This is a genomic window from Novosphingobium sp. KN65.2 (genome assembly GCF_001368935.1).
GTDB classification, from domain to species: domain Bacteria; phylum Pseudomonadota; class Alphaproteobacteria; order Sphingomonadales; family Sphingomonadaceae; genus Novosphingobium; species Novosphingobium mathurense.
The window spans coordinates 18029-41726 of the sequence record NZ_CCBH010000200.1; the positions used below are offsets into that span (position 1 = coordinate 18029).

The 23698-nt window shown below is 58.7% G+C and carries 19 protein-coding genes; 6 read left to right on the forward strand and 13 right to left on the reverse strand.

What is annotated here, in order from left to right; genetic code table 11:
* Positions 1-568 precede the first annotated feature (568 nt).
* Together SPHV1_RS21310 and SPHV1_RS25160 are read left to right on the forward strand one after the other, a co-directional pair.
* Positions 569-1171 (forward strand): thioredoxin family protein, encoded by a 603-nt coding sequence (locus tag SPHV1_RS21310; RefSeq protein WP_231634808.1) that lies wholly within the window; start codon positions 569-571, stop codon positions 1169-1171.
* A complete protein-coding gene (locus SPHV1_RS25160) occupies positions 1159-1707 on the forward strand; it encodes a hypothetical protein (RefSeq protein ID WP_231634802.1) in 549 nt (182 codons plus the stop codon). The genes SPHV1_RS21310 and SPHV1_RS25160 overlap by 13 nt, the downstream gene beginning before the upstream one ends.
* Positions 1708-1751: 44 nt before the next feature.
* Here SPHV1_RS25160 and SPHV1_RS21320 read toward each other — a convergent pair whose 3' ends face one another.
* From SPHV1_RS21320 to SPHV1_RS21365, 10 genes are all read right to left on the reverse strand, one after another.
* Positions 1752-3203, reverse strand: a complete 1452-nt coding sequence (locus SPHV1_RS21320) for an MFS transporter (protein ID WP_231634803.1) — start codon at positions 3201-3203, stop codon at positions 1752-1754.
* 59 nt (positions 3204-3262) lie between these two features.
* Positions 3263-5641: a glycoside hydrolase family 3 protein gene (locus SPHV1_RS21325; protein WP_054948010.1), complete on the reverse strand. Its 2379-nt coding sequence runs from the start codon at positions 5639-5641 to the stop codon at positions 3263-3265.
* Between the two features lie 88 nt (positions 5642-5729).
* The gene (locus SPHV1_RS21330; RefSeq protein ID WP_054948011.1) at positions 5730-6122 is read right to left on the reverse strand and encodes a DUF6379 domain-containing protein; all 393 of its coding nucleotides are present in this window, start codon (positions 6120-6122) and stop codon (positions 5730-5732) included.
* A gap of 12 nt (positions 6123-6134) precedes the next feature.
* On the reverse strand, positions 6135-7157 hold the full coding sequence (locus SPHV1_RS21335; RefSeq protein ID WP_054948012.1) for a sugar phosphate isomerase/epimerase: 1023 nt from the start codon (positions 7155-7157) through the stop codon (positions 6135-6137).
* Positions 7158-7407: 250 nt separating this feature from the next.
* On the reverse strand, positions 7408-8175 hold the full coding sequence (locus SPHV1_RS21340) for a hydroxypyruvate isomerase family protein (RefSeq protein WP_054948013.1): 768 nt from the start codon (positions 8173-8175) through the stop codon (positions 7408-7410).
* A 68-nt stretch (positions 8176-8243) separates the two neighbouring features.
* Positions 8244-10538 carry a TonB-dependent receptor gene (locus SPHV1_RS21345; RefSeq protein WP_054948014.1) on the reverse strand — a complete coding sequence of 765 codons (2295 nt, stop codon included), beginning with the start codon at positions 10536-10538 and terminating at the stop codon, positions 8244-8246.
* A 194-nt stretch (positions 10539-10732) separates the two neighbouring features.
* Positions 10733-11836 carry an LLM class flavin-dependent oxidoreductase gene (locus SPHV1_RS21350; protein WP_054948015.1) on the reverse strand — a complete coding sequence of 368 codons (1104 nt, stop codon included), beginning with the start codon at positions 11834-11836 and terminating at the stop codon, positions 10733-10735.
* 253 nt (positions 11837-12089) lie between these two features.
* The gene (locus tag SPHV1_RS21355) at positions 12090-13775 is read right to left on the reverse strand and encodes a GMC oxidoreductase (protein WP_054948016.1); all 1686 of its coding nucleotides are present in this window, start codon (positions 13773-13775) and stop codon (positions 12090-12092) included.
* A 10-nt stretch (positions 13776-13785) separates the two neighbouring features.
* A complete protein-coding gene (locus tag SPHV1_RS21360) occupies positions 13786-14418 on the reverse strand; it encodes a gluconate 2-dehydrogenase subunit 3 family protein (protein ID WP_054948027.1) in 633 nt (210 codons plus the stop codon).
* A 159-nt stretch (positions 14419-14577) separates the two neighbouring features.
* Positions 14578-16992, reverse strand: coding sequence for a TonB-dependent receptor (locus tag SPHV1_RS21365; protein ID WP_231634804.1), 2415 nt, complete (start codon positions 16990-16992; stop codon positions 14578-14580).
* Positions 16993-17281: 289 nt separating this feature from the next.
* Between SPHV1_RS21365 and SPHV1_RS21370 the strand changes: the two genes are divergently transcribed.
* The gene (locus SPHV1_RS21370) at positions 17282-18655 is read left to right on the forward strand and encodes an MFS transporter (RefSeq protein WP_054948018.1); all 1374 of its coding nucleotides are present in this window, start codon (positions 17282-17284) and stop codon (positions 18653-18655) included.
* 24 nt (positions 18656-18679) lie between these two features.
* Positions 18680-19636 (forward strand): ThuA domain-containing protein, encoded by a 957-nt coding sequence (locus tag SPHV1_RS21375; RefSeq protein WP_231634805.1) that lies wholly within the window; start codon positions 18680-18682, stop codon positions 19634-19636.
* Between the two features lie 121 nt (positions 19637-19757).
* Here the strand turns inward: SPHV1_RS21375 and SPHV1_RS21380 are convergent, their stop codons facing one another.
* Both SPHV1_RS21380 and SPHV1_RS21385 read right to left on the reverse strand, forming a co-directional pair.
* Positions 19758-20603, reverse strand: a complete 846-nt coding sequence (locus SPHV1_RS21380; protein WP_231634806.1) for a nuclear transport factor 2 family protein — start codon at positions 20601-20603, stop codon at positions 19758-19760.
* Positions 20597-21019, reverse strand: coding sequence for a DoxX family protein (locus SPHV1_RS21385; protein WP_054948020.1), 423 nt, complete (start codon positions 21017-21019; stop codon positions 20597-20599). The genes SPHV1_RS21380 and SPHV1_RS21385 overlap by 7 nt, the downstream gene beginning before the upstream one ends.
* Positions 21020-21463: 444 nt before the next feature.
* On the opposite strand from SPHV1_RS21385, the gene SPHV1_RS21390 reads away from it, so the two are divergent.
* Positions 21464-22036, forward strand: coding sequence for a TetR/AcrR family transcriptional regulator (locus SPHV1_RS21390; RefSeq protein ID WP_231634807.1), 573 nt, complete (start codon positions 21464-21466; stop codon positions 22034-22036).
* A 326-nt stretch (positions 22037-22362) separates the two neighbouring features.
* On the opposite strand, the gene SPHV1_RS21395 is transcribed toward SPHV1_RS21390, so the two are convergent.
* Positions 22363-23268: a LysR family transcriptional regulator gene (locus SPHV1_RS21395; RefSeq protein ID WP_054948022.1), complete on the reverse strand. Its 906-nt coding sequence runs from the start codon at positions 23266-23268 to the stop codon at positions 22363-22365.
* Positions 23269-23348: 80 nt separating this feature from the next.
* Here SPHV1_RS21395 and SPHV1_RS21400 point away from each other — a divergent pair.
* Positions 23349-23698, forward strand: a 350-nt coding sequence (locus SPHV1_RS21400; RefSeq protein WP_197277768.1) for a pyridoxamine 5'-phosphate oxidase family protein, incomplete at its 3' end; no start/stop codon positions are given.

Consider the following 23698-nt stretch of genomic DNA (forward strand, 5'->3'; position numbering starts at 1 on the left):
CTTCGTTATGTTGACCTGCGATCACGGCACTCTCTTTGCGGATTGTTGCCGGGGACACTGTCATGGCCAGCCCCTGACCGAGACTTGCCGATCCGTTGCTAAGGGTCGGGGCATTGCGCGAACAACTAGCTTAACGATGAGTAGGGATGCGCGCGAGCAACACAGGCACGTTGAGCGAGCATGGCCGCACAGCTGGGATCGTCGAGCAGGCTGACCAAGCGACAGGTGCGCCGCGCCCCTGCGATCCGATAACTCGGCACAATCGTGCCACCTCGCTCGGTATCAAGTCCCCACTCGAATAGCGCAATCGGTCGGCGGCATCGAACCCGGCAGAATGTGCCTTGCATGCCTCGTCGAAGAGTTGTGATTGGCGCTTGGGATCAGACCAGACCGATCAAATAAGGCAAGATCCACGCGATCTTCCGCTACTCGAATCGCGCAGACGGCCCATAAGCGCGCCCAATCCATGCGCGAAATGTCCCTCAATCATGTGAACTTGCATGGCGCATTCCGTTCCACTACAAGAATCATAATTATATTTATAGGGAGAGATGAGCGTATGTTGCGAATGTCACGACAAGTTGGCGAAGGTGAAACTGCGCCGGATTTCGATCTCCCGGATACTCTCGGCGAACGAAGATCCCTGGCAGATTTCGCGGACAAACCCGCCTTGCTGGTTGCATTCATCTGCAACCATTGCCCCTTTGTCCTCCATATCATCGACGAGCTTGTCGCCTTTGCGAAGGAGTACGAGCCCATTGGCCTGCAAGTCGTTGCAATTTCGTCGAATGACCCAAGCGAATTTCCTGAAGACGACTATGATCACATGCGTCACTTCGCGCAGGAAAAGGGCTTTCCCTTCCCCTATCTCCACGACGAGAGTCAGGATGTAGCGCTCGCCTACGGAGCCATCTGCACGCCCGACTTCTTCCTGTACGATCGCGATCGCAAGCTCGTCTACAACGGCCAGTTCGATGCCAGCCGTCCAAAGATCAACCGCCCGCCTGTTCCCGGTCTGCCGCCGCTCCGCACCGACCTGCCGGTTACCGGCGAGGACATGCGCCGCGCTGTAGATGCAGTGCTTGCCGGTCAGCCGGTTCCCGAACCGCACCATCCCAGCGCTGGCTGCTCGATCAAGTGGAAGGAGGGCAAGGATCCGTGGTGGGGCTAAGCCGGCGCAACACATCGACTGTCTGGCAACCCTCCGCAGCGGTTGTCCTACAGGAACACGGCAGCGAATTCGTCGCCGCCATCGACGACGCTCCATGGTCCGAAGGCCACGGTTTCCATCGAGGCTTCTTCTCAAGCTTTCGCATCAGGGCCGGAAAGAACGTCTGGTTCCATTTCCCACTCCAGACCCCAAGTAAGTCCAATGGCGTGCAACAGGTGCTGGATGCCGTGTCGCTCATGTGGGAAGTGCTCGATGGGGCGCAGATCAACTGGATCGTGCTGCAGCATGGCGGCATGGAGCGCATGCCACTCACCGAAATCGGTACGGAGCCGCCTTTTGAGAGCGTGCCATTCGATCCGCCGGAACAATGGCGGGAATACTACCCCAAGGCGGCGCGGCGATTGACCCGGATTACGATGGAGCAACCGTTGCCGCTACGCTTCGGGCTGCAATTGAGCATTGGCGTGAAGGCCGCCGATTGCGACGGCACAGTGCGCTTCTACGGCGCAGGTGCCGAATTCAGCGACAATGCCTGACCAACTGCCGGAAAAGTGTTCCGGGCCCCGCACGAGGCCCGGAATCATTCGCTTGTGGCGCGCAGCTCAGCGAGTTTCGCCCGGATCGCCGCCTGCTTCTCCGCAGAAATGTCAAATCGGCCAACCAGCCACGCCATCAGGCCGCCAGCAACGACAATTAGCCCGGTTACGAACCATGCCAGTGCCTCGACCTTGTCTGCCGGCACCTGATCGACGGGAAGGCCGGCCGGAAAGTCGATCATTCCGAGGAACGAGCCAGCCAACAACGCTACCAAGCCGCTTCCGATCTGCAGGCCGATGAACATGAAACTGGCAACGAGGCCCTGCTGCGGCAGGCCGGTATTGGCCTCGTGCTCATCACCGACATCATAAGACATCGTGTTGAACGGCACGACATAGAGACCGTAAGCCAACCCACCGAGCACACGGAAAGCGAATACGAAAGTGCCGATCGCCATGCTTGCAGGCGGCGGTGAAAGACCAAGCAGGGGCAGCAGCACGGCCGCCGCCTGAACAACGAAGAATGCGACAAGCCCGCTTACCATCGCAAAACGGGTGCCGACCAGCTTCATCCACATAGGCGCAAGGAACATCGCGGTGATTGAGCCGAGAACGCCCGCTATCAACAGGCGTTGGGTGGATGCAGGGTCAAGTTGCCAGAAGTAGGTCGAGAGATGCAGTGTCAGCTGGTTGACCACCGAATTGGTGAACAGCACCAGCAATGTGACCATCAACAGGCGTCCGACATTGGGCGTGGTACGGATCGCAGCCTTGAGCCGGCGCAGAAGCTGCGGCACCGTCTCAATTCCGGTATCGCGCACGAGGACGCGGTCTTCAGCTTCAACTTCACGCATCCGTGCGCGCGTGCCGAGCAAGCCGACGACCATAAGCGCCGCACCCAGCAACGAAACGAAAAGACCGAAGCCCGGGTAGGGCGCCGGATCGAGCTGCGGTTTGGCAAAGTTGGCGGAAGGCACGAAGAAGACCGCGAAGGCAACCCACGGTACAGTCAGCACCGCCAACTGGTTGCCCATGTTACGCATCACCGAGATGATGTTGCGCTCTGCCGTGTCGCGCGTCAATTCTCCGCCCATCGCATAGGCAGGAACGGTCCAGAACGATATTCCCACGCGCGCCAAGAGACCGGTAGAAAGCAGCCAGGCAAATATCTGCAACTGCGACATGCCGCCCGGCGGATTGAATACCATGGCAATGCCGAAGGCATAAGGCAGAACCGCTGCAACCATCAGGGTATGGCGGCGACCGAGGGGGGCCTTGTCCATGCGGTCCGACAAGGCCCCGATATAGGGATCCACCACAGCGTCGAAGACCAGGATGATCGCCAGCGCTGCGCCGATGGCAAAACCGCCGAGGCCGACGACCTGGCTGTAGAAGAACAGGACAAAAGCGTCCCAGGCGAAGCTCTTGATAAGCTCCGGCATGGCACAAGCCATGAAGGAAATGCGCGTGCCCCAACCCAGCCGTTTGATTTCCAACGTGATGTTGCCTCTCCCTTCGCCTTGCCTATTGTCTGACTTGCGGCACGCGATTTTTTCTAACCAAGCGCCTCCCAATCGACGCTCAGAACTGTTCCCGGATCTTCGGCCGAGCGCGCTACGCGCACGTCAAAACGCTCTCCGAGCGGCGACCAGCCATCGCCTTGCCAAGTCACGAACTGGCGCCGGCGAAGCGGCAACACGACCCGCTTCTCGGTGCCGGGCGCGACCTCGCACTTGGCGAAGGCCACGAGCGTAGGCTCAGGATCGTCACGATAGACCTGAACGACATCGCTGCCGCTGCGATCCGAGAGGTTGCGCAAGGTGAGCGACACGCTGTCTCCTTCGACGCGTACATCGCTCCACGCGAAGCGGGCATAACCCGCGCCGCTGCCGAAGGAATGGCGCGCCTTCCCGCCGCTACAGGCGATGGCGCGATATCCGAAGCGCGTGCCTTCGGCATATTCGAGTACGCCATCGGCATCGGGTATCAGGTTCAACCCGGAATAATCCGCTTCCGACTTCGCAATCGAAACGGGCATGCGGCCACCCGGCTCCCTTTCGCCGGCCAGAACCTCGGCAATCGCCTGCGCGAAGCCTTCGCCCGGATACCAGGCTGATATGAGCGCTGCAGCCTTTTCGTCCCAACTCGTATCGAAGGCATGACCGACGTTGGCCACGACAGCTGTTCGGGGATTGGCAGCCAGAACCCGCTCGATCAATTCCAGCTGATCGGACACGAGCAGGGTGTCAGCGCGATCCTTGCTCTCGACGCTCGAGTCAGAAGTCTCTCCTACGAACAGGAACACCGCATCCGCGTCGCGCGCAGCCGCTTCGGCGCGCGCCAGCAGTTCTTCGCGCCCACCGGGGCCACGCACACCGTACCACAGGCCCTGCACGCGCGCAGGCCGATAATGGAACTCGATTACAACATGCACTTCCCGCCCGGCGGATAGATCCACGCTGGCAGTATAGGCATCGCCCGACTTGAGCTTGCCCATCACATCCTTGGCGTCGATCTCACTTGTCGTCAGAACCGGATCGCCGTCAACGAACAGGCGTGCTTCTCCGGTCGCACCGAGATAAAAAGCATGCTCCCCGTCCGTGACCGGCGTGAAATAGCCGGAAGCCCGCACCGAACCGCCCTGATCGAACGGTCCCTGCTCGTGCACCCCCACGAACCAGACAATCGAATTGGTATTGCGCGTCTCGCGTGTCAGCGGCTCACCACTGCAATCGGTGCTGGCGAAATACTCCAGCGTCATGCCCGCCGTGCAGCCGTCGCCGATGTCAATCGCCGGCCTTGCCGGCATCGAAGGCAGGCGCGGCTGCGGATCGACGCCGGGTTCGAATACGACTTGCGTGCCGCCTTCGTAGAGCGCGGCGATCGCCTGGGCAGGCGTCGCCAGATCGGGCGAAACCGAAATCTTCGCGAAAGTCCCGCCTTGGAAACATGGCGCGGCGGCGTTCGGACCGATAACCGCAAGGCGGCTGACCGCGCCCGGTGCGAGCGGCAGCAAGTCTCCCTCGTTCTTCAACAGCACAAAGCCGGCAGCCGATGCCTCGACCAGCAGCTCCTGCGCCTGCTCGGCAGTATAGGGGACGCTCTTGGATCCAGTGACCCGGCGCGCCATTTCCGCCACGCGGCGCGCTGCATCGTCGAGACGCTCAGCGCTGACCTGGCCGGCTTCCACCGCCTCACCGACATGCGCACCCATGAAGCGGGCCGGTCCCGGCATCTCCAGGTCGAGCCCGGCATTGATCGTGCCGAGCGTCGAATGAGTGCCGAACCAGTCGCTCATGATGAGGCCCGGATAGCCCCACTCTTCCTTGACGATGGTGGTCAGGACGTGGTGCTGTTCGCTGCACCAGTTTCCATTGACCTTGTTGTAAGCGGCGAGCATGCCCGCGCAGCCCGCCTGTGCCGCCATTTCGAAAGGCAGCAGATAGACTTCGCGCAAGGTGCGTTCATCGACGCGGACATCGACGCGGTCGCGTTCGGTCTCGCTGTCATTGCACACCAGATGCTTGGCAACCGAGCCCGTACCGGTCGACTGCAAGCCGCCTATCCAGGCCGCGCCGAGCACGCCTGCAAGGAACGGATCTTCCGAAAAGTACTCGAAGGCGCGTCCCGCCAACGGGCTGCGCGCAAGATTGACGTTGGGTGCCAGAACCGCATCCACGCCGCGCTCTACCGCCTCTCCGCCAACAAGGGCGCCGATGCGCCTCGCCAGATCGACATCCCAGCTCGCCCCGAGAGACATGGCACAGGGGCTGAGCGCGGCGATGTCGCGTTCATCGACCTTGCCGCTTGCAATTCCCATCGGTCCATCGCTCATCGTGAAGGAAGGAATGTCAGCTTCCGGCACGGCGGCAGTCCGCCACATAGCCGCTCCGGCGGTAAGGGAAGCCTTCTCGGCGGTCGTCGGCTCGCGCATGCGGTAATCTCTCGATATCTTGAATTTAAAAATGAGACGGCGGCCTCCCCGGGAGGAGAGGTCGGTTCGGCCGCCGCCCTCGAGCTGCCTAGGCAGCCAGATCCAGTTCCTTGGTATCCTTGGTGGTGGGCACAAAGGGAAGATAGGAAACGCGCATGCGCACCGCAAATTCGATCTTGTGCTTGCCGGGCGTCAGGCCACCCGGCTTGAGCGCGATGATCGTTGCCTTTTCGCCGAAGTTCCAGCGGTCGTCATAGACCGTTTCCATTTCGTCGAGCGTGTAGGTCTTGCCGCGAACCGAAAATCGCACGTCCTCGCGCGCGATCTTTGCGTCATCGACGCTGACCTGGATATCCTCGACCATCGAGAGACCCAGACCGCGGTAGTAAGGCAGGCGTCCCAGAAAGCTGAAGCCCACCGCCTTGCCGTCTTCCACGACATTCTCGAACTGCTCGGTGCAGATCATCTTGTTGTCCATCATGTCGCAGTCTCCTTAGGCGGCCACGGGGGTCTTCAGGGTGGGGACGGTCTCTTCGCCCAGAAGGCGGGCAAGCATGACCTGCTGGCGGCGCACCTGCTCGACCGAATCCGGCTCCTCGGCGTCCTCGATCCAGCGATTGCCTTCGTATTCGGAGCAGATGTAGCCCTTGTAGCCACCCTGCTGGAGAACCTTGACGATCTCGTCGTAGGGAATCGACGGCTCCACGTAGTCCTCGTCCATCTGGTAGAACTTGCCATGGATGTTGTGAATGCGGCTCATGTGTTCGAGCATGCGCTTGGGTTCGAAGGCAGCATTGTGCCGGAGCGTTTCGGCCATGCCCAGTGCCGGGCCTTCGCCACCCATCTCGCGCACGTTGAGAATGACGTACTCGGAGAGCACGCGGTCCTCATAAGCCTTCTCGATGTAGTCGGCGATGTTCTTGGGAACGCCGATGCGCAGGAACTTTTCCTTCCAGACCGGCGGGAACTTGAAGAGGAACATGCCCATGTCGGGCAGGAATCCGAGAGCGTCGGAACCACTCTTCTCGAAGGCTTCCGCATGCCTTATGATCCAGGGGTGATCGAAGTGAAGCGGTGCATGGACCTCGATCAGGATCTTGATGCCCTTCTCCTCGGCGTAGGGCGCGGCCGCCACCAGCACTTCGGGCTCGATCGAAACGAGCGCGCGGATAAACTTCATGCCAAGGCGGGCACCGAAGTCGATATCCTTCTTCACGCTGGCGACCTGCTCGTCGAAGGGCATCACGCGACCCTTGTAGCGCTTGTAGTCCAGCATGAAGTCGTGGCTAACGGGTACGCAGTCGTACTTCTTGATCAGTTCATGCCAATTCGCGACGGCGGCATCTTCGACGCCGACCTCCGGCCAACCCCAGAATGTCTGTTCGCCGATGATCTCGATGCCGTTCGCACCCAGCTCTGCGCTGGTGCGGATGCAATCTTCCAGGGTCATCTTTCCCTGAAAGGTTTCGTTCTGATAACTGTAGAGGCTAACGCCCCGCTTGATCTGATTACTCATGCTTCTTCCCTTTCGCGAAGCAAGTGGCACTCGTTTACGAAGGCGGGGAAGCATCGCCGCAGGATTTGATGAGCCGATGATGTGTCGGCGCCCAAATTGCCTGGCAGGCTGGAACTCTCTCCCCTGGGGCCTAAACCCTAATTAAAATTACTGTTCCCATATACGGGCCGCTTCGTCAAGGCGTAATGCCCGGCCTCGAAGCATCGACCAGCATCAGGACTGGTCCGACATTGTCCAATTCGGATGCATCTCAGACGCCTAGCACCTCGCGGGTCATCGCCAGAGATTCCAGAGCAGGCAAGGTCGGACGATACTCGAGCCCGAGAGCCCCTTGGTAGCCCAGATCGCGCAAGTCCGCGACCACGCCTTTCCAATCGATCTCACCTGTTCCCGGCTCGTTACGGCCGGGCATATCGGCAACCTGCACGTGCTCGACGAGATGCATGCGGCCTTCCAGCACCGACTTCATATCCTCGCCCATGACCCGCGAGTGATACACATCATAGAGCACCTTCAGCCGTGGGCTGCCGATTTCCTCGACGATGTCCAGCGCGAGACGCGTGCTGTCGAGGTACATGCCGGGGTGCTCGACCTTGGTGTTGAGCGGTTCGAGGACGAGCGTAACGCCAGCCTCCTCCGCCAGTAGCGCCGCTTCGCGCAAAACCTTCACGGCTTCGGCTCTGTGCTCTTCCGGAGAAACCCCTTCGCGCAGGAAACCCGAGGCCACGATCAGCGGCGGCGAACCGAGCTTGACGGCCGCTTCCAGCGTACCGCGCACCGCCTCGAGCATCTCGGCATGTTGTGCCGGGTCGACGATCGAGCGTCGCGGATCGACACAGAAGCCTGTCAGCTTCGAACCGGTTTCTTCGAGAGCCAGGGCAATGCCGTCGACATCCTTGTCACGCCACAGGTGGAACTCCACCAGGTCGATACCGGCTTCGCTTGCCGCGCGAATGCGATCTGGCAATCCGACTGTTTCGTCTCCGAACTGCCATTCGATGCAGGCTGATAGTTTCATGAGCCATTTCCCATTTCTAGTGCTCGACTGCTGGCGGGGAAGGAACCGCCCCTCCCCGCCAGGTCAGATCAGAAATCGATACCGACGCGGATACCATAGGTACGCGGCGTACCGAACTGCCATGTATAGACGTCGTCAGGACCGGCTGCGACATAGGCAGCATATGTCAGCGGCTTCTCATTTTCGAGATTGCGGACAAATGCCTGTACGCTCCAGCGCTCGTCTTCCGGCTTATAGACCAGGGTAAGGTCGGTCTGGGTGAAGGCCTTCTGCTTGCTGTCGCGATAGTTGAAGATATCCGTGAAGTACGAACTCTTGAACTTCGAGAACACGCTGGCAGTCAGAGTGCCCGCGCTGCCGAAATCGAAGATGTGGTCGTATCCCATGGTGATGACGAACTTGGGCGTCTGGGGCGGCTTGTTGCCGGCGAGATTGGGCTGGACGATATTGTTCGGATCGGGATCGAGATCGCCGACGCCGATATCGCCGCAACCGACGCAGTAGACGACGTACGAAGCCAGCAGATCCTTATATTCTGCATTCGTGTAGTTGAATGAGGCATTGAAGAAGTTGTGCTCGTCGAGCCCGATCGAAAGTTCGGCTTCCGCACCCCAGATGACGGCCTTGCCGGCGTTGAAGATCTGGCCTCCGATCGAATTGTCGAGCAGAACCGAAACCTGAAGGTCCTTGTAGTCGTAATAGTAACCAGACAGGTTGAACTTGTGCTGCCCCATATCGCCAAAAGTCAGCTTGGAGCCGATTTCGTAGGCCGTGTTGGTTTCCGGATCATAGGCGCCGACACTGTCGAAGCCGCCTGCCTTGTAACCGGTCGAAACCTTGCCGTAGATCAGGGTATCGGCATTGGGCTTGTAGTTCAGACCGGCAAGCCAGGTAACCTTGCTGCCCTTGGCATCCAGATCGAGTTGTGAAGGCGCATCCCCGGTCTGCTCGACCGGCCCCGAGTTGAACACGAACCCATAGTTGTCGAAGAGGCCATGACGCTTGTCATGCGTATAGCGCAAGCCCCCAACTGCAGTGAGTGTCGCGGTAAGCGGCACGTCGACCTGACCGAAAGCTGCCCAGCTCTTGGCCGTAACGTCTCGCCGGAAGGCGTTGATGAAGCTGCCATTGGGTCCGATGAAGGGGCTGAACAGGCCGCGCGAATTGCGCAGATTTTCGTGAAAGTAGAACGCACCGGTCTGCCACTCGATGCCGTTCAGCGTACCGTTCAGGCGCAACTCGTGGCTCTGGGTCTTCGTGCGGTTAAAGAAATCGTAGAAGTAGTAGGCAGGAGCCAGAGCAATGTCCGCATCCTGGTCTGTAACCCGGTATCCACCGGTGTAAGTGACGATGGCGGGGCCGAAATCATAGGCGACCTTGCCGCGTACGACCTTGGATTCCTGCTCGCTCGGGCTCACACCCGTGAAGGCAGCATCGTAGCTGTCCCGATCGATGGTGGACAGGAAGTTGGTGTTGCTCGGAATGCACTGGACATTGGGGGTTAGCGGAGCGACTTCCTCGAAGCCGTTGAGCGAGCAATCCGCCCCCGGTCCGTTGCCGGCAGCATTCAGGTTAGTCCAGGCATTGGCAGCCAAGATGCTATCCACCTTGACATACTCGCCGGCGAGATCGATCCGCAATCCGTCGGTGGGTTCAAGGCGCAGGCTTAGGCGGCCGGCCTTCTTTTCGGACGAACCGCTGCGCGCATCGATATTCGGGTGGTAGAAATAACCGTCGTGCTTGTCGAACAGGCCGGACAGACGAATGCCGCCGATACCGGCAAGCGGCACATCGACGCCACCGTCCAGCGTGATCTGGTCGTAATTTCCGTAGGTTCCGGTCAGATTGACGGCGAAGACATCGCCAGGCTTGCGGGTCACGAAGTTGATCGCGCCGCCCGTTGCGTTACGGCCATAAAGCGTGCCCTGGGGCCCGCGCAAAACCTCGACGCGCTCCATATCGAACAGCGACACGCCAAGAACGTTGGCACGGTTCAGGTATTCACCGTCGATATTGATCGCAATCGACTGGTCCTGCGCCTCGTCGTTCGAGTTGGTACCGACACCGCGGATAGCCACGCGAGTGAAGACGGTGTCATTCGTGATATTCAGTGCCGGAGCGACACGGTCCATCTGGTTGAAGTCGGTGACACCCGCCTCTTCCAGTTTCTCACCGCCAAGGACGCTCATCGCAATAGGAACGTCCTGCACGTTCTGTGCCCGGTTCTGCGCGGTCACGATGATGACATTGGGATCGATCGCAGACGCCTTTTCGCCCTGCGCTTCTTGAGCGAAAACCGGTGTCGCCATGGCGGCAATCGCGCTCCCGGCCAGCATTGCAGTCCTCAAATTTCGAGATTTCATTCAGCTTCTCCCATTATGGCTTGATTATTGCGAGCGCCACGGAGTTCAGCACCCAATGGCGGCATCGGCGTTCTCAGGGTTTGTTGAGCTAGATAGAGAAACGCCGAAACACCCGGTTTTGCGGACTGCCGATCGATCGGGACGTTCTTTGCGTCAGGTTGAATCGTGAAGCAGGCGCAGGTTAGTCAAACGACTTACATGTTCGCCAGGGCTGGCATGACCTTGCTTGCCATGAGTTCGATCGTGCGGTTGCCGAAGGCAAGACGCTGGTCGGTCAGGGGACCGGTCGTCGTACCGCAAAGAATATTGCCGATGCCCAATTCCTGGTAGGGACGAAGATGCTCGATAACCGTTTCCGGTGAGCCATAGAGACACCAGGTTCCGATATAGTCCTCATCGAGGGCGTTGGGCGTCCGGTCAGTCTTGGTATTTGCCTCATCGCTTTCTGCGCGACGATTGAAGGCGTTTTCACGATCTACCGCATCCTGATAACCGCGCAGGATAATCTCAAGCTCTTCGCGCGCTTGCTCGTCGGTTTCGGCAATGTGTACAGCCTGATACGTGTGCGTCGTCCAGTCGAGGGCCGACTTGACGGTTGCCTCATCATGTCCGGCCTCGAGCAGCATGCCCTTGTATATGTCGAACCACTTCTTGACGTGGAGGAACGGTTCGGTGCCGCCGATCTTCGGCGGCGTGAATGCCGGTATGAACGCCGGCCAGCCATTCTCTGCGGCACGCCTCGCGCTCGCCTCCTTCATGGCGACCGGCATCAACCGGGCATGGCCCTTGGAATAAGGCGCAGGCGTGATGCGCTGCAGAACCTTGCCCTGGTAGGGACCATTGTCGATTTCGACAGCGGGATCCTCCATACGCTTGGCCCAGAGCTTTTCGGCGATGGCAAGGTTACCTTCAGAGATTGGCCCGGCATTCCGATAGTCCACTGCGAAGCCGATCATTTCCTCGGGCGTCGTCCCCGAACCGACACCAACGAGCAGCTTGCCGTCGGTGATCTGGTCGAGAAGATTGATCCGTTCCGTCAGGCGCACGGGATGGTGCAGCGGCACGGAGACGACCGAGAAGCCAAAGTGCATGTCCGGCATCTGTGCGGCCAGGTAAGCCGCGTAGATGAAGCTGTCGCTGGCGATAGGCATATAGCCATTGAAGTGGTGGTCCGGCAGAAAGATCGCGTCAAAACCGAGGTTGGAGGCCAGTTTGGCATGGCCTTCCAGGTCTTTCATCAGCTTGCGGTCCTGCTCGGGACCAAGCGAGCGGGCATTAAGGAAAACAGAAAAGCGCATCAGGACCTCTCACAAGACTCACTCTGGCACCGAACCGGACAGGCGCCAGAATCAGTTCAAAACTAGAATTGTTGTTATAGTTATTAGCCGGAGCGTCGAAGCTGTCAACATCGTTTCAGCCGAGGGCCTGCTTTTCGTCAGATATTCTTCAGTAGCGTGGGCAGCGCACGAAAAGTCCTGTGATCGGACAGCTTCGGGCCGTATTCGCCAGCCATTATTCAGTCCCCACCTACGGCCCTTGATACCGCCATGATCAGATCATGCCTTCACGGAGCATCTTGACCGCGGCATCGCAAGCACGGGCAGTAAGCGCCATGTACGTGAGCGACGGGTTCTGGCAGGCCGACGAACTCATCTGTGCACCGTCGGTGACAAACAGGTTCGGAATGTCATGAGACTGGCTCCATCTGTTCAGCACGGACGTTTTGGGATCCCACCCCATGCGCGCGCCGCCCATTTCATGGATGGCTGTGCCTCCAGGCCCCGGGCGATCAAATCCCATGATCACCTGTCCTCCGGCAGCCGTAAGCATCTCGGCAGCCTCGGCTTTTGCCTGCGCGAGCGCTGCGAGCTCCTCCTTGCCAAACGAAAATTCGACATTGAGAAGGGGAAGACCTCGCCCGTCAGTCCGCGATCGATGGAGCGTGAGACGGTTTCGCGCACGCGGCACACAGTCGGCGAAGCCAACAAGCACGGCCCGCCATGGTCCAACTTCATGCATGCGGGTCTTGAATTCTTTCCCGACTCCGGCTTCGCGCTTTGCCCTTGTCCAAGTGCTTTGCATGGCTCCACCCTGGAAGGAGAAGCCTCGGGTGTGACCAATCCCGTCAATTTCATCGAGATTGCGATAGCGCGGAATGATGACCCCAGTCGGGCGATTGCCGAATGTCGTATGATTCTCGAAGCCGGGCATCAGTGCGGCGGCCGAAAGTGTATTGGCATGATCCATGATATGCGTGCCTAGAACCCCGCTTGAATTGGCGAGGCCATGCGGCATGGATTCACATGCCGACTGCAGCATCAACTGCACGGAATTGAATGCACCTGCATTGAGGAAAACGATCCGCGCCGCGGCCGACTTGCGCTCGTTGTTCTTCGCGTCGATCCAGCGCACGCCGGTAACGCGCCCGTTCTTCGGATCGACATCGACTTTCTCGACGATCGCGTCGGTGATCACGGTCAGTCGACCAGTCGCACTCGCGGCTGGGAGCGTCGAAGATTGGGTCGAGAAGTAGGCGCCATAGGAGCAACCGCGCGCGCAGATACTGCGATATTGGCAATGTGCCCTGCCCTGCTCAGGTTTCGCCTGCGTGAGATTCGCGGTGCGGCCGATAGTGAGGCAGCGGCCCGGCCAACGCGCACCGATCACCTCTCTCAGGTGCTGTTCAACGACGTTGAGTGCCATGGGGGGCTGAAACTTGCCGTCGGGAAGTTGAGCGAGTCCCTCTGCCGCGCCCGAGACACCGATGAATTCTTCTACGTGGTCATACCATGGTGCCAGATCGGCGTAGCGTATCGGCCAATCGGTACCGTGTCCGTCGCGCTTGTTTGCGCCGAAATCATAGTCCGACCAACGATAGGACTGCCTCCCCCATGTAAGCGAACGTCCTCCGAGCTGATAGCTGCGGAACCAGGTGAAATCCGTGTCCGCAGCAGTCGCATAGGGATTATCCTTGTCACTGACGAAATGATCCTCGGTGAACTCGGTGAAGTGTCGATTGAGCATCTGAACCGGGTATTCCCGCTTGTACATCTCAATGTCGCCGATGCCCCGAAACGGCATTTCCCACGGTGCCTTTGTTTCTCGATCATAGTCGACCTGGTGTCGGATATTGCGCCCCCGTTCCAGTATGAGCACCTTGAGGCCCGCTTCAGTCAATTCCTTGGCGGCCCAACCTCCGGTGATGCCCGAACCGACCACGATCGCGTCAAAATCCATCCTTAGTTCCTTAGCCAAAATCCAAGGCAGTCCAGTCGCTAGAGAAGGCACGATCATCCTGCTTGATTGGCAAGTCCGGATCCCAGCGCCCGGGAACGGGTTCGTAGCCCAGCTCCTGCGAGCCGCCGACTTCCGTGGTATAATACCCCGTCAGGATGAGCGCCTTGATCGTACGCCAGGGATGATGCGGACGGTCCTGACCGAATGCTTCTGAATCCAGTGCTTTCAAGAGGGCCTTTCTCCGCTGCGGCGAGAACGTCATGAAATGGCCGTTACCCCTGATCCCAAGGTCGTGCTCAAGCCATTGCAGATGCCGCAAGGAACCATCAGGCCTAGTGAAGGGCGTCAGGGCCGACACATCGCCTGTCGCCAAGGGTGTCCGCGATCCTTCAAGACCGTGCGCGAGGGCGACAATGACGAAATCGCCGACGCCCAGCTCTCCTGCTCCTGGTGTATCGGTCCTGGGGATGACGATATCACTGACACCTGCGATCATTTGCCGCTGAAGGTCGCTCGTTGCTTCCAGATCTTCAGGATTGGAGAATTGAACCGCTGCTGCAGGTATGCCCAAGGCTAAGGCCCACAATGCAAGACCGCCGGCGAATTCGCGGCGACGCATCCCAGTGGCTGCATTTTGCGTCATGACCCGATACTTCTCCCACAGCCCGACTTCTGGCGCCGAGTCACCTTTAATTATTATAATTTTGGTTATAGTTACAGCGGAAAATGTCTGCCCATGCTCAGCATAAAATAAGGGGGCAGAGCCTTGCTCCGCCCCCCAAAACACACAGCTCCAATCGGATCAGAAATCAACGCCGACGCGTATACCGTAAGTCCTTGGCGCGCCGAACTGCCAGTTGAAAATATCGTCCGGACCGGCAGAAACGAAGCTGCCGTACGTCAGTGGCCGCTTGTTTTCAATATTCCGGACGAAGGCCGTTACACTGAATTTGCCGTTGTCCGGCTTGTACTCGAGACTCGCTCCCGATTGTGTGAATGCCCGCTGCTTGCCGTCGCGGTAATTGTAGAAATCAGTGAAATACGAACTCTTGAACAAGGTGTCGGCTCGGGCGGTAACCTTGCCGGCTTCGCCAAGATCGAACACGTGCTCATATGCCATGGTGATGATGAACTTGGGCGAGAACGGAGTCGTATTGCCCGCAAAGCTGGGCTGCTGCACTCCCGGTGCGATCGGATCGAGGTCGCCGATTCCATTCAGGCCGCATCCAACGCAAACGACGTTAAACTGAGCAAACAGCTCGTCGTACTGCGAATTGAGATAGTTAAAGCTCGCGTTGAAACGATCGTTTTCACTCAGCTCAATCGCGGCCTCTGCTTCCACCCCCCAGATCGTCGCCTTACCGGCATTGAAGATCTGGTTACCCACGGTGGTATCGAGCAGCACTGAAACCTGCAGATCTTTGTAGTCGTAGTAGAAGCCGCTCAGATTGAACTGGTGCTGCCCCCTGTCGCCGAAGTTCTTCTTGATGCCCAACTCATAGGCCGTATTGGTCTCGGGCTTGTAGGTACCGACCGAATCGAAGCCCCCTCCCTTGAAGCCCGTCGTAGCCTTTGCGTAGACGAGGGTCGTGGGGTCAGGCTTCCAATTGAGTCCGGCAAGCCAGGTTACCTTGCTTTCCTTGCTACCGAGATCGAGCGTCTGGACATACGCGAGGTCTGCGAAGTCCTTGCGGTCAGAACCAGCTCCAAGAAGCGCGAAATCCGGCGGACCATTCCCGAATGGTGAAGCATTGAGATAAAGTGCCGAACGCTTGTTATGCGTGTAGCGCAAGCCACCTACAGCAGTCAGACTTTCGGTGATGGGAACCTCGACCTGACCGAATGCGGATGCACTTTCACTGTCGACCAGACGCCGGAAATAACTGAGGAAAGTTGCTGGATCGGTCGGCGCCAAACCGAAGATGAAGCTCGGCAGCAGGAATCCGCTTTCGCGGGCGAGCTTCTCCTTGAAATAGAATCCACCCACCTGGTAGATTACTCCGCCGATGGTTCCATTCAGGCGCAGTTCGTGGCTCTGTGTCTTGGCATCGTCCTGAAACTGGTAGGAGCGGTAGACCACGGGTAGCGTAAGGTACTCGTTTCCGCTGGGATCGCCCTGCTTGAAGTCGCGATAGCCCCCGATGTACGTCAGCGTGGCTTCGGGCCCGAATTCGTAGGCGACGCGGCCGCGCAGCGCCCAGGTTTTCTGGTCAAGTCCCGAGCCAAGTCCGTAGAATGGCGCGTCATACTCGCTGCGATCGATCTGGCTCAGCAGGTTTGTGTTCGAAGGAACGCAAAGAGTCAGCCCATAGTCGGGCGCCACAGTTTCGAAGCCAGCTGCATTGCATCCCGGTCCGGTCGGCCCATTGCCAGGGGCATTGAGATCGCCCGCAGCGAAGATGGCTGGTCGAAAGTGCCGCTCTGCATATTCGCCTGCCAGGTTAACCGACAGGGCGTCAGTTGGATCGAAGCGTAGCGACAGACGCCCGCCGTAGGACTGGTTATCGTCCGAGCGGCCGGCATCGTAAGCAGGGAAGACGAAGAAGCCGCCACCGGCGGGATGCTTCACATAGCCATCGCGGTCGTCGTAGAAGCCTGCGATTCGTGCACCGGCCATTTCGCCGATTGGCAGGTCGACACCCGCGTCGAGGCGAATGGCATTGTAGTTGCCATAGCTGGCGGTAGCGTTGAGCCCGAACTCCTTCCCAGGCTTGCGGGTGATGAAGTTGACGGCGCCGCCAGTCGAGTTACGCCCGTACAGCGTACCTTGCGGGCCGCGCAGGACTTCAACACGCTCGAGGTCGAAAAGGGCGACGCTGAAGGCATTAGGGCGATTGATGTATTCACCATCGACATTCGCGACAACCGAAGTATCCTGCGCTTCGTCGCTGGACGTGGTGCCCACGCCGCGAACCGAGATCTTGACCTGGCCCTGATCCTCGTTGATCTGAACCGAAGGCGAAATCTTGCCCAGGTCGCTGGCATTGCTGAAGCCCGCTTGTGCGATCTTCTCTTGGCCGACGACATCCATAGCGATGGGAACGTCCTGGACGTTCTCGGCACGGTTCTGGGCCGTAACAATGATAATATTGGAATTGTCTTCTTCTACAGATGCTTGCGCGGCCGCCGGCGTTACGTTTGCCAGGCCAGTTGCCAGCAGACTGACACCCCCCATGAGAATCGCTCTACTTAATAGCAACATCCTCCATCCTCCCATTTTGTTCGAACGATTTTTCGCCCGTAATGTAATTAGTGTTTTAATATCGTTTGCAACATGAGCATGTCAAGCAGACCTTGCAGGTCTGGCTGGATCGATCGATGAAAATTCCCATCGACAAACAAAAATCAGCATTATAGTTTTAACGGAAAGGGGCCGAGCGAGTCTCAAAAGCCAATAAGAATGATCCGGCCGAACGACCGGATGCGTGCGAACCTCGGGAGAATGCAGTGAATTGCAAGCATTTAGGCAGAATCCTTGTCACCGTGTCGGAAAGTGGCACGAAACGATGACTCGCAACGGATCGGCTGGCCAAGGTGCCAAGCTCTCCCTGGTGGAACGCATCAGTTACGGCTTTGGAGATTTCGGCTACAGCCTGCCGTACAATGCCGTCGGCGCGTTCCTGCTCTATTATTACACCGTGGTTGCAAAGATGCCTGCGGGCGCTGTTGGCACGATTTTCCTCACGGCCCGCCTTTTCGATGCTGCCGTCGACATGGGCGTTGGCATTCTCGTCGACAAGACACGTACACGCTGGGGCCAAGCACGGCCCTACATTCTGTTCACTGCCTTACCGTACAGCCTTGTCTTCGTCATGATCTTCATGGTGCCCGACTGGGGGGAATACGGCAAACTCGCCTGGGCATTCGTAACGTTCAATCTGCTGGGCATTCTGATGTCCTTCGGGTCGATACCCTACACTGCCATGCTTCCGATGATAACGCCGGACACTGACGACCGGCTGAAGCTCAGTTCCATGCGCTCGATCGGGACCTCGGTATCGGTGATCCTGGGCACTGCGGCAACGATGCCTCTGGTCTCGCTGTTTGGCGGCGGGGATGAACATAAGGGCTTCCTCTATGTCGCGCTGCTGTTCTCGGCGCTGTCCTTGATCGCCTTGCTTTCGCTCTTCCGCAACTGCCGCGAACGTCATCAGAGCACCACAACAGCCGATTTCCCGATCCTGCCAGCCATCCGCGACATGTTGCGCAATCAGGCCTGGTGGGTCGCCTTCGTATTCACCTTGCTCTACTTCGTTCGCTTCGGCGCCATGATTTCCGTAACGGCCTTCTTCGCTATAGATGTCCTGAAAAAGCCGTGGATGATTTCCGTCATGCTGCCGGCCATTTCCGGGATGCTGCTGCTATCGGCTTTCATCGCTCCGCCAATCCTTTCGCGAACCGGCATTCGATCGGGCTGCGTAGGCGCCCTGCTGGTATCAGTCGGACTTTTCTCGCTGCTGCCGTGGCTCGAATCCGCGCCACTTGCTTTCCTTGCGGTCTACTTCGCTGCCTCGATCACAACTTCGCTCACGATCACCGCCATTTTCACCATGATTGCGGAAGCAGTAGATTTCCATGAGAAACTCTTTGGCGTGCGCTACGAAGGCCTGTTGTCTGCAGGGGTCAGCCTGGCAACCAAGATCGGCATGGCGGTAGGGTCTGCGGCAATCGCCTATTGCCTTGCCTGGGCCAACTATGTGCCCGAGGCGGTTACCGAAGAGGCACGCAGCGTGATCCGCTGGTCTTACTACGGCTGGCCGATCGTACTTTTGACCCTGCAACTGATCTGCATTCTGTTCTGGCCGATCGGGCGAACGAGCAAGTCACGTGGCGAAACCACCGAATACGAGGAGCTGGACTGCCTATCCGCGCAGCCCTGACATACCTCAAAGAGGGAGAAACTTGTGAACCTACTGAGAAGCGCAGCAACCGGCGCGGCCATTGCGATGCTCACTGTTCCGGCTGTGGCACAGGTCATCGTCCACCCACCCTATCGCCCACCCGAAACCGTACAGCGCGTTGCCATTCCGGTTGATCCAGCCGAGAAGCGGATCAGTGTCCTTATCATCAGCGGTCAGAACAGCTATGAGCACGACTGGACTGGCGTCGACAACATGTTGCGCACCCTGCTACAGGACAGCGGCCGCTTCGACGTCAGGATAACGGAGGATTTCGACCATGGCAGCCTAGCCATGCTGAAAACCTATGACGTTGTAATCCTCAACTACTCTTCGCGCTGGGTCTATGACGACAAGGAGGAGCACCGCTGGTCGCCCGAAGCCGAAAAGGCGCTGTTCGACTACGTCCGGCAAGGCGGCGGTCTGGTCGCCTACCATTCCTCATTCACCTGGGGCTACAATTGGCCCGAATACCGGGATCTGATCGGAGCCGTCATGGAGCCGGGCTCGAGCCGACGTTCTCCACCCGGAGCATTCCCGGTGCATATCGTCGACCGTGAGCATCCAATTACCGCTGGCATGCGCGAATATGTATGGACCTACAACGACGACATGTACACGAACATGAGTTTTGCGCCCGGCGCGAAGATTCATGTTCTCGCCACAGCGCATGATGCCGCAGCGAGCTATGACCCGAAGCTGGCCGGCCCGAAATACCCGGCAGGGGCTTACACCAAGGAAAAGCTGGCGAAGATGCACGGCATCAATGCCGATCATCCCCAGGTATGGACGCAGGACTACGGCAAGGGACGTGTCTTCTCGATTACCATCGGCCACGACGAAGTATCACTCCACTTCGCCGGACTGCAGACGCTTATTCTGCGCGGAACGGAATGGGCCGGGACGGGTAGGGTGACGCTGTCCGTGCCCGATGATGCAGCGGATTTTCCAACCTCTCCCTGACAACGGCCTCTGAGCCATCGCTACGGTTCCGTGAACGACCAATCCCCGCCGATAGCGAACGACAAAGAGCCCGCCATGCCCGGTAAGGCATGGCGGGCCCTTCTCAATTACAGTCGCTAACCTAGTACGCGAAAGTTTCGCTGAACGTGCGATAGGGTTCTGGCGGTCGCGCTTCCAATCTCTGCGCGGTGTCGGTGCGGTAAGTATTGTTCGGAACCGACGCCGGGCCGTCCGCCTTGGGCATGAACACCGGCTTGCCATCGTCCCCCATATACATGAGGTCGACGTTGAAGGAATCGTCCTGGGCAGCTGCGGCGAACGGGATCCATCCCATCCCGTAAGGCGCGCGCGCAACCTCGAAGCAATGGAAGTGCCAGATCTTCCACTGCCCATCCTGCTTAATGAAGTCGATGCCGAACTTGAGGTAGACGTTGTGCATCCAGACTTTCTTGCCGTCGACCATTTCCTTTTCGAACATCCAGTCGGGCATGTTCTTCGCGTGCTCGGGATCGGTGAGGCCAGACTCGAGACCATTGACTATCCATAGGCCCTTTGCCGTCTGGCCATCGCCAGCCACTTCGATGACAGGCGTCGTCACATAGTGGAACAGCAGCTTCCCGATCGGAGAAGGCCGGTCACGATGGTAGGACATGATGCTGTCCCAATTGGTGTAAACGCCGAGGTTCGAATACTGGGAGCGAATATCCGGAGTACCCTTCTTGGCCCACAGCGAAACGATCTGGTTATCCTGAAACGCATTGTGCAGATACATGTATCGGGAGAACAGGTTCTCGACATCGGCGCGATCCGCATTGGCCTGTGCTGTCTTCTGCAATTCGGCGACCTTGGCTTCAAGCTTGGCGACCTGCCCCGATTCAGTGCCGGCAGCCCACGCCGCCTGACCGGCCAGGCAGGTTGACGCGAGCATGCTGTATGCGGCGATCCGCCACATGACTTTCTTCACCATTCAGACTTCTCCCATTTTGAAGTTATCTTCTTCCACGAAATGCCGGTCAGCCCGATCACACCAATCAGGGCGAGTGAGAGGATAGCGTTCTGTGGAAGAGCGCCGATCTCACCGTGGGCGGCATGGAAAAGCGCCGCGATCAATTGGTTCAGGATAAGCAACACAGCGCCGGTGCGGGCCACGACTTGCGTGCGAACAGAAACGGCACCGAGGAGCAGAACGGCGCACAAGATCTCGCTCAGGCCAACCGCACGCCCTAACGCTTCAGGCAGCCAAATCGTCCACGCCCCGTATTGTCGCAATTCCTCAAGCGCGGCAAAGGTCTTGTTCCATCCGACAAAGATGAAGAAGGCGGCCAGCGGAAATGCCAGGAGTGTGGCGATCAGACGACCTGCCAACGGATGGTAGCCCTTCATCTTTGAAGCCAAGACCGGCGCGGTGGCTCCTGGGCCACGAACAACTTCCACGAAGAGATTTCGACGGCCACAACATCCACTGAAAACTCGAAACCCCGTCTGTTCTCCGGCGGCGCCATACCTATCTCTCCCTCCGAAACTCTATAACTAGGATTTTAGTTTCAGACAAGGCGGACTTGGCTGTCAACGATGATGGATGACGGAGACACTTGGCTGACGAGCGGCGGACTGTGTAATCGGCGCAATTGTGCCCGATGCCGGTGTGATACCGGGTCTTCCGCGTCCCCACAAAAAACTGCTTTCAAAGAATTAATAAAAATTGACGTTTCGGTTATAATACTGTTTGGTTGATGCATGTCCGATCGAGCAAAAGTCGCAGAACGAGCCACAAAAACGTCAGCCCGAACTCCGCAACAAAGTCGGAGCAAGGCGACACTTGAAAGAATGCTCGCTGCCGCCCGCGCGCTGATGCTGGAGCGCGGCAGCGAAGATTTTACCCTGATCGATGTCGAGAAGCTCGGAAAGGTCTCCATCGGCTCGATCTATCTGCGCTTCAACTCGAAAGATAATCTCGTCCGCGCCGTCATTACCGAGGCGCTGGCCCAGATCCGGGCTGCAGAAGACGTCCTGCTCAAGCAAGTGATGGCTAAAGCGACCAGCCTGGAAGAATTCATTCCAGCTTACACCGATGGCTTTGCCGAGATCCTGAAAGGCAATGCGCCGATATTGCGCCTCAGCATGCAAAGGGCAGAGGATGATCCGGTGATCAAGGAATCCGGTCGGGCCGCAGCCCAGCATTCCATCACGCAATTCACTGAGGCAATAACGAGCTTCTCTGGCGAAATCGCAGGCCAGGTCGATATGAAAGTATTTGCGGCGTATCAGATCATATATGCCGTACTGGCACGCGGGCTGAACCTGAGCCCGAATGGCGGCGCCGAACAGCACTACCAGTGGGATATGCTCAAACGTGAACTGGGCAAAATGGTTCTAGCCTATCTATGCACGGATAATTGAGCACTGGCTTATTGGAGTCGAAGAGCAGCTCGTTCATCAAAGGACCTACCCGAGTCAGTCCAAGTAAATTGTCATCCCTTGGCGTATCACCGGCAGTCGAGGAACGTCGCTTCGAAGGCTATCATCAGTGCCAAGGCATCTTCCGTTTCCGGCACAGGAGTACGTTGAGCACCTGATCTGCGGCAAGCAGCCACTCTACCCCGCTCTCGCTGGCCGCTTTTGAAGTAACTTGCGTGCCGGAGAAGTTGCCCCCCTATCCCGTCGAAGGTCCGTCGCCTCCAAGGCGCCATCATCGTATGTGGGACGCAGTGCCTGGCCGCCAGTTCTCACCAACGGTTGGCGCGCCATGAATCTCTTGAGGCTCGCTCTCGCATGGCTTCGATGAAGGCGCGCACTGCGGGCATGGCCGCCCGGCTGGAATGGTAGAGGAGTTGTACAGGCAAGGCCGGTGGCGCCTGATCATCGAGCAGGCTCACCAATCGCCCGGCACGTAGCGCCCCCGCAACCTGATAACTGAGCACGTTGACCACGCCGGCTCCCGCCTCGGCTGCAGCAATGCGCGCGGCAATGTCATTGATGACCAGCCGGGGCTGCACTTCAACCTTTAGCGCCTTGTCCTGACCGAACCGCCAGACATTGTCCGGCCTGATCGAGGAGCCGTCTATGCAGTCATGCCGGGCCAGATCGGCAGGTTGCTTCGGCATTCCCCGCTGATCGAGGTAACCGGGGCTCGCGACAATCACTTGCCGCACGGCGCCAAGCTGCACTCTCATCAGGGTGCTGTCGGTCAGTTCGCCGATACGTACTGCAACGTCGATACCTTCCTCGACGATTCGCACATTACGGTTGAGCAACAGCATCCTTGCCGAAAGGCCGGCATGGCTGGCCAGCAGCCCCGCCACGACGGGCAGGACATGCATGCGCCCGAACAGGACCGGCGCGGTCACGCGCAATTCCCCCTGCGGCGCGCCGCCGCGGCCCATCACCAGATGTTCGGCCTCGCGCAAGTCGGCAAGCAGTCCCCTTGCGCGCTCCAGCAAGGCTGCCCCCTCGTGCGAGAGGGCCACCGTCCGGGTCGAGCGGTGAAACAGGGTAACGCCAAGATGCGCCTCGAGCGCCGCGATGGTGCGCGTCATCTTCGCCGGTGACTGGCCAAGCGCCCGGGCAGCACCGGCAAAACTCCCGTGCTCCGCAATCTCGACGAAAGTGTTCAGGGCCTCAAATCGATCCATGGATAATTTCACATCATGAAATAGTGACTGCCAATATCTGGCAATTATCGCAGAAACTGACCAGTGCTAATCGTGTTGCCATGACAGCGAACTATCTCACGACCATGCTCGGCAAAGCATCGAGGGCCATGCAGGCGCGGGCCGGATCGCGCGATTCCTACGCGGCGATGGAAGCGCGCGCAGATGGGCTTCCCGATCCTCTTGGACAACGGGAGGCTGAGTTCATCGCGGCACGCGACAGCTTCTACCTGGCCAGCGTCACCGCCGACGGCAGGCCCTACGTCCAGCATCGCGGAGGCCCGGCCGGCTTCCTGCATCACCTGGGCAGCAATCGCATCGGCTTTGCCGACTTTCGCGGGAACCGCCAGTACCTGTCGGCCGGGAACGTGGCCAAGGAGGATCGCGTGGCGCTAACCTGTCTTATTCATGA